Source organism: Planktotalea sp. (assembly GCF_039984035.1).
Lineage (GTDB): Bacteria > Pseudomonadota > Alphaproteobacteria > Rhodobacterales > Rhodobacteraceae > Planktotalea.
The window spans coordinates 1-6,199 of the sequence record NZ_JBDWVM010000452.1 but is presented as its reverse complement, the minus strand read 5'-3'; the positions used below and the strand labels follow the sequence as shown (position 1 = coordinate 6,199).

Genomic DNA, 6,199 nt, shown 5'->3' with positions numbered 1-6,199 from the left:
ATGTCATGAACGGTCTTGCGGGCTTTTTGGGCGTAGATGCGCGGCTTGAAGGGTTAGATGATTCACTGAAGCCTCAAAACCCTGGGTCTTTGGAAAATAAGATCGCGAATGTGGATGATATTGAAAGCGGACTAAAACGCCTCGACCGTTTTAACCTGACGCGCACGCCGAATTTTGAACCGCGGCGCGGCGCGGTGGTTCCGAGTTATGTCGCTGCGCACAGCGCGCCGCTGCTCTATATGCCCATCCGTTCAGGCCCTGAGCAACAGGTCCTGAGCTGGTTGGCCTCGCTGGATGGTGTGGGCGTTGACGGGCTTCAAACCGGCTTTAACCAAAAGCTGCTGCGCCAATGGAAACGTGGCCATATCGGCCATCGCACATTCACCGTTCTACGGCATCCTGTTGCTCGACTGCATGAAGCGTTCTGCAACAAAATCCTCACGAAGGAAGAAGGGAGTTATACGAAAATTCGCAACACGCTGCGCAAGTTTCATAAGCTGCCTATTCCGGGGCAAGAACCCGATGAGACATGGGACATCACCGCCCATCGTGAGGCGTTTAAAGAGTTCGCAAGTTTCGTAAAAATGAACTTATCGGGTCAAACGTCTATTCGTATCGATGCGCATTGGTGCAGCCAATCGCAGGCGATTTCAAACATGGGCGATTTCGCGTTGCCCGACATGGTGCTGCGCGAAGATCAGTTGGAGCATATGCTTTCCATGCTCGCAATGTCCGCAGGGATGAGCGACGTTGCCGTGCCAGGTCTACAAGAGCCGAAAGCTCGGTTCTTTGAGCTGAGCGAAGTTTACAACAAGGACATCGAAAGCGCGGTGCGTGATGCCTATCAGCGTGACTATCTTATGTTTGGGTTCGCTGATTGGGCCTAAGTATTTAGGCGAGTGTGGAAGACGTATCGACCGTTGCAGCGCGCTCGCTTTGCGTAAAGATTTGCTCTGCGAAGTCGCTTAGGTAAATCTTGATCCAAGGTGTATACTCTTCAGGCGAAGCCGCGACGTCGCGCGTGAGGTCTGAATAGTTGACCCATTGAGTATCCATGACTTCCTCTGGATTCGGGATCAACTTTGGGCGCTCTGGCAGATGTGCAACGTAGGCGTCTACAACTTCATGCTCGATCAGCGCATTCCCAACATCTGCGCGATACTCAAGCTGACCACGGTATTCGCAGGTGTCGATCTGCAGGCCCAACTCTTCGTTCAAGCGGCGCAAGGCGCAGTCCTCTGGCGACTCATCCCAATGAGGGTGGGTACAGCATGTGTTCGCCCAGAGCCCGGGCGTATGGTATTTTTCCAGAGCGCGTCTTTGGATCAAGATTTCGTCTTCATGAAACACGAATACAGAGACAGCTTTATGGCGCAGGCCACGCACATGCACGTCGAGCTTTTCAACGGGGGTGAGAACGCCGTCCACCCAAGCAGGAATAGAGTTCGTCACGAGACGCGTCCTAAGCTGCTTTCTGACGGTGTGCTTCTGTCAAGATGGTGTAGAGCGTTTCGGAGTCTTCGTTAGCGCGGAGCTTACCGCAAATCGCTGAGTCGCGCATGGTGCGCGAGATCAATGCGAGCGCCTTGAGATGCTCAACACCTGCGTTCTCAGGCGCAAGCAGGCCAAAGAACAGATCAACGCGCTGACGATCAACCGCGCCGAAATCAATTGGTTTCTCTAGGCGGATGAAGACGGATTTGACACTGTCCAACCCTTGAACGCGCGCATGTGGCAAAGCAACGCCGTGGCCAACACCTGTTGGCCCCTGCGCTTCGCGCTCTTGAAGTGCGTTAAGTGTAGGTGCAGCGTCCATGCCATGAGCCTGTGCCGCAAGATCAGCTACAGCATGCAAAAGCATTTTCTTGCTAGAGACCGTTGAGACGAGTTTAACCGCCTCCGGTTTCAACAGATCATAGATATCCATTTGCCTGCACCTTATCGCACCAGCCTAGAGTGGCGCGTTGACTATTTAGGGTCGATCCAGCCGATGTTTCCGTCATCGCGACGGTAAACGACATTCACACTCTTGTTTCCCTCATTCTTGAACATGAGAACAGGGGTGTTTCCCAATTCCATCTGCATTACCGCTTCACCGACTGAGAGAGAAGGGATATTCGTCTCCATCTCAGCGACGATAACAGGCTGCAAAGTCTCGGGTTCCGAATCCACTTCGTCATGTTCACTGGCGAGGATATAAGAGGAAGCGCCGAATAATTCAACCGGATCGGTGCGGTCCTTGTGGTGATCCTTCAGTCGACGCTTGTATCTGCGTAATTGTTTGTCCATTTTTTCGCCACAGGCGTCAAATGCGGCATAAATTTCAGTTGCATGAGCACGAGCGGAGGCCGTCAAGCCAGTGGAAAGGTGAACGTTAGTTTCGCAGACATATTCATGCGCGCTCTTTGAAAAGATGACATTCGCATCCGTCGGTCGCTGCGCGTATTTATCAAGAATTGAACCCAATTCACTTTTTACATGGGTTTGTAGTGCTTCGCCGATATCGATTTGTTTTCCACTGATTTGGTAACGCATCCTGTCTCCTTCATTATTATGCCAACGCACGGACTCCGAGGGGAGCGTACGGTCCTATTTTCTAGGTTTGGCGGACAGAGAATGAACAATTTGCAGACTGCACAGTACCCGTCCCAAGAGAGACATGAAGTGGATGAAAGTGCCCGTTCGTACAAAACGTCATGGGTTCAGTTGACGACAAAGAGGGCCTGTCTGTCAATCAAATCCCGCAGCGGTCGCGAAAAGTTGCTTGTAGGATTTTACGAGATTTTGAAATTGTCACCCAAGTAAACGCGGCGCACATTTTCATTTTCGACCACGTCTTCCGGGGTGCCTGACATCAGGACTTGACCGTCGTGCAAGATGTAGGCACGGTCCACAATTTCCAATGTTTCCCGAACGTTATGATCGGTAATCAGAACACCGATGCCGCGTTTCTTTAGGTCTGCGACGAGTTGCCGAATGTCACCAACAGAAATCGGATCAACACCAGCAAAGGGTTCGTCGAGCAACAGATATTTCGGATCAGCTGCCAGACAGCGCGCGATCTCAACACGGCGACGTTCGCCGCCTGATAGGGCAAGCGCAGGCGCGCCGCGTAGGTGTTCGATAGAAAATTCAGACAGCAGTTCTTCCAAACGCTCGCGCCGTTTTTGGCGGTTCTTCTGGGAAATATCGAGGATAGACGCAATATTGTCTTCTACGCTCATCCCGCGAAAAATTGACATTTCCTGTGGTAGATATCCGATCCCCAGCTTTGCACGGCGATACATTGGCAGATTCGTAACATCGCGCCCGTCGATCGAAACGGTCCCACCCTCAGGGTAAACCAAACCTGCTATCGCGTAAAAACTGGTTGTTTTGCCGGATCCGTTCGGTCCGAGCAACGCAATAACTTCACCCCGATCCAATTTGATCGACACGTCGCGGATAACGACCTTTTTCTTATAGCTTTTGCGCAGATTCGTGATGTGAAGGCCAGAATCGCCTTCTGTCACAGTGAGGGTTGGCGCACTCATTCGTCGTCTTTCTTCGTATTGGAGTTTGTGCGCAGAAGTGTTTTCACGCGCCCCGTCATAAGCGCGGTGCCATCTTCCAACTCGATTGTCATTTTGTCCGCCGCAATCGCGCTGAGCTTTTGCGTCACCAAAACATCACCATTCATGACGATTTGATCTTTTTGGAGATCGTAATCAGCGGTTTCGCCCTCAGCAGCTTCATCGCCCTGAATAAGCGTTACACCATCTTTGGCATGCATGTGTGAAATGCCGCTTTGATCTTCGAGATAAAAGACTTTCACCCAAGGGGCATAAAGCGTCATCGTATCTTGCACGACAACCACGTCCCCTGTGAACAAGGCCGTATTGGCGTTTTCGTCGATGGCCAGCTGTGCCGACGTTACATCGATTGGCGCATCCGTATCCTGTTGGCGATCACCAAACGCAATCGATGTACCGCTTTCTTGAGCGAAAAGGGTGGTTCCCGCGATAGCCGTAGAGGCGACGCAAAGCGCAAAAAGGATAGATTTGATCAATTGCTCGGGCCCCTGCCTATTCATCTTTTGGCTTCTTATATACCAAATGTACGCCTTTAGTGAAAAGCAAATGCACACTTCCGCTATTTTCGTCGGTATTTACGAACATCTTGCCCGCCTGCAACGTTCCGGGTGGCCCAACGGCGGTGATGGCGCCTGCGGATTCACCTTCAACCTTTGACAAAAGCGAGGTGAGCTGGCTGGTACGCACGTCGTAGCCATCTGTGGTGAGGATGTGCACATTTCCGCTCAGGATCGCGCGATCTTGCGCTTCTTCGATCACACCTGTGTCTGCTTTCACGGTCATGACCTCACCATTGTCGAGGTTGATCAGGGCATTAACGACTTGTCCATAGGTCTTGCCCTCAATGTCTGGATCGGGACGTGCAGACTGCGCTGTCACGGTAAGGCTTTTGCCGGAATTGGTGTTGCCGTCATACTGCGGTTCGCTCAATTGCGAGCGATCAATGCGCTCACGAAAAGCTTGGTTCGATAGAGCAACCGCGGCTTCGGGATCAACCTTGCGCGACAGCATGAACATCGTCGATAGCAACACAAGCGCGACCAGAGGCAATGTCACTTTCAAGCCCCGAATAACGCGTGTGTATGCGTGATCGCCAAATGCCATGTTAGCCAAGCCCTGCGCGCAGACAGTCGTGGATATGAAGCAGCCCTTCAACCTTGCCAGCATCGTCAGTGACGAACAGGCAAGTGATCTTGCGTTCGTTCATGACGCCAAGCGCTTCTTCAGCTAGCGCACCAGCGCGCATTGTTGTGGGCCCTGTGGTTTGAACTTGGCTCGCGCTTAGATCGAGCAGCCCATCCATATTGCGCCGCAAATCCCCATCGGTGATGATGCCATGCAACGTTCCATCAGGGGCTGCGACACCAACGACGCCAAACCCCTTTTGCGAGATTTCTAGCAAGACATCGCTCATCGGGGTTTCTGGTGATGCCAATGGCAATGCGCTGCCTGAGTGCATCAGATCGCTGATCTTTGATAGTCGCGCGCCGAGCTTTCCACCGGGGTGGAAGTCGCGGAAATTTGCGGGGGTAAAGGCGCGGTGCTCCATCAAAGCGACAGCCATGGCATCGCCAAGCGCGAGGGTCATTGTCGTCGATGTTGTTGGAACAACGCCAGTGCCACAGGCTTCTTCGGCAGGGGGCAAAACAATTGCCACATCTGATTGCGTGAGCAGCGTGGATTTTTCTTTGCTCGCAACGCCAATCATCGGGATGCCAAAGCGACGCGTATGTGCGATCACATCAGCCAGCTCAGGCGTTTCGCCTGAATTAGACAGCACGAGCGCGACATCACCCTTGGCCATCATACCAAGATCGCCATGGCTCGCTTCGGCGGGATGAACAAAATGCGCAGGTGTGCCTGTGCTGGCAAAGGTCGCGGCAATCTTGCGCGCGACATGACCAGATTTACCCATGCCGCAAATAATGATGCGCCCTGGTGCATCTAGGATCAATTGCACGGCCTCAGCAAAGGGATCGCCGATGCCATCAGCCAAAAGGGTCAAAGCCTCTGCTTCGATACGGATCACACGGCGCGCGGTGTCCAAGAATGTGTTTTTATCAGCCATCAGTGAGAAAAGATGTCTACTTCGGGCCAACCTTCAAGGTCTAGCTCTGCGCGTACTGGCAAAAAGTCGAAACAAGCTTGTGCAATTTTCATTCGATCCTCGCGGATAAGGCGTTTGTTAAGTTCCGTGCGTAAGCGATGCAGATAGAGAACGTCGCTGGCCGCATAAGCAAGCTGTGCGTCGGTCAGTTTCTCTGCACCCCAATCGCTGGATTGTTGCTGTTTAGAAATGTCCACGCTCAGCAATTCCTGCAACAGGTTCTTGAGCCCATGACGATCCGTGTAGGTGCGCACCAGTTTGCTTGCGATCTTGGTGCAATAGACAGGTGCGGTCACGGCGCCAAATGCATTTTGCATCGCTGCAATATCAAAGCGACCGTAGTGAAAAATCTTGAGCACCTTTGGATCGGTCAGCATTTTGCACAGATTAGGCGCCTCGGTTTGCCCTTTGGATATCTGTACCAAATGCGCGTTTCCGTCGCCGCCAGACATCTGCACAACACAAAGACGATCACGATGCGGATGCAGGCCCATCGTTTCACAATCAATCGCAACGACAG

Annotated in this window: 9 protein-coding genes; 1 reads left to right on the top strand and 8 read right to left on the bottom strand. The window is 52.5% G+C overall.

The window, feature by feature from the left end:
- A partial coding sequence (locus tag ABJQ89_RS20055; protein ID WP_348497923.1) for a sulfotransferase family 2 domain-containing protein occupies positions 1–887 on the top strand: 887 nt, incomplete at its 5' end.
- A 4-nt stretch (positions 888–891) separates the two neighbouring features.
- Here ABJQ89_RS20055 and idi read toward each other — a convergent pair.
- The 8 genes from idi to ABJQ89_RS20015 all read right to left on the bottom strand — a co-directional run.
- Complete coding sequence (gene idi / locus ABJQ89_RS20050; protein WP_348497922.1) at positions 892–1,452, bottom strand: isopentenyl-diphosphate Delta-isomerase; 561 nt, start codon at positions 1,450–1,452, stop codon at positions 892–894.
- Positions 1,453–1,462: 10 nt separating this feature from the next.
- Entirely contained in the window at positions 1,463–1,927 is a 465-nt protein-coding gene (locus ABJQ89_RS20045; RefSeq protein WP_348497921.1) for a PTS sugar transporter subunit IIA, read from the bottom strand.
- A gap of 41 nt (positions 1,928–1,968) precedes the next feature.
- Positions 1,969–2,535 (bottom strand): ribosome-associated translation inhibitor RaiA, encoded by a 567-nt coding sequence (gene raiA, locus ABJQ89_RS20040; RefSeq protein ID WP_348497920.1) that lies wholly within the window; start codon positions 2,533–2,535, stop codon positions 1,969–1,971.
- A 239-nt stretch (positions 2,536–2,774) separates the two neighbouring features.
- Positions 2,775–3,533 (bottom strand): LPS export ABC transporter ATP-binding protein, encoded by a 759-nt coding sequence (gene lptB / locus ABJQ89_RS20035; protein WP_348497919.1) that lies wholly within the window; start codon positions 3,531–3,533, stop codon positions 2,775–2,777.
- Entirely contained in the window at positions 3,530–4,072 is a 543-nt protein-coding gene (locus ABJQ89_RS20030) for an LptA/OstA family protein (RefSeq protein WP_348497918.1), read from the bottom strand. Before ABJQ89_RS20030 ends, lptB begins: the two co-directional genes overlap by 4 nt.
- On the bottom strand, positions 4,065–4,676 hold the full coding sequence (gene lptC, locus ABJQ89_RS20025) for an LPS export ABC transporter periplasmic protein LptC (RefSeq protein ID WP_348497917.1): 612 nt from the start codon (positions 4,674–4,676) through the stop codon (positions 4,065–4,067). The genes ABJQ89_RS20030 and lptC overlap by 8 nt, the downstream gene beginning before the upstream one ends.
- Before the next feature lies 1 nt (position 4,677).
- Positions 4,678–5,640 (bottom strand): KpsF/GutQ family sugar-phosphate isomerase, encoded by a 963-nt coding sequence (locus ABJQ89_RS20020; protein WP_348497916.1) that lies wholly within the window; start codon positions 5,638–5,640, stop codon positions 4,678–4,680.
- Positions 5,640–6,199 (bottom strand): ribonuclease H-like domain-containing protein (locus ABJQ89_RS20015; RefSeq protein WP_348497915.1); only part of this gene is annotated, 560 nt, incomplete at its 5' end. The genes ABJQ89_RS20020 and ABJQ89_RS20015, both read right to left, overlap by 1 nt.

What these genes read in the sequence shown, in the direction of transcription:
- ABJQ89_RS20045 (WP_348497921.1), bottom strand. Translation starts at nt 1,927, where the DNA reads ATGGATATCTATGATCTGTTGAAACCGGAGGCGGTTAAACTCGTCTCA.
- raiA (WP_348497920.1), bottom strand. Translation starts at nt 2,535, where the DNA reads ATGCGTTACCAAATCAGTGGAAAACAAATCGATATCGGCGAAGCACTA.
- lptB (WP_348497919.1), bottom strand. Translation starts at nt 3,533, where the DNA reads ATGAGTGCGCCAACCCTCACTGTGACAGAAGGCGATTCTGGCCTTCAC.
- ABJQ89_RS20030 (WP_348497918.1), bottom strand. Translation starts at nt 4,072, where the DNA reads ATGAATAGGCAGGGGCCCGAGCAATTGATCAAATCTATCCTTTTTGCG.
- lptC (WP_348497917.1), bottom strand. Translation starts at nt 4,676, where the DNA reads ATGGCATTTGGCGATCACGCATACACACGCGTTATTCGGGGCTTGAAA.
- ABJQ89_RS20020 (WP_348497916.1), bottom strand. Translation starts at nt 5,640, where the DNA reads ATGGCTGATAAAAACACATTCTTGGACACCGCGCGCCGTGTGATCCGT.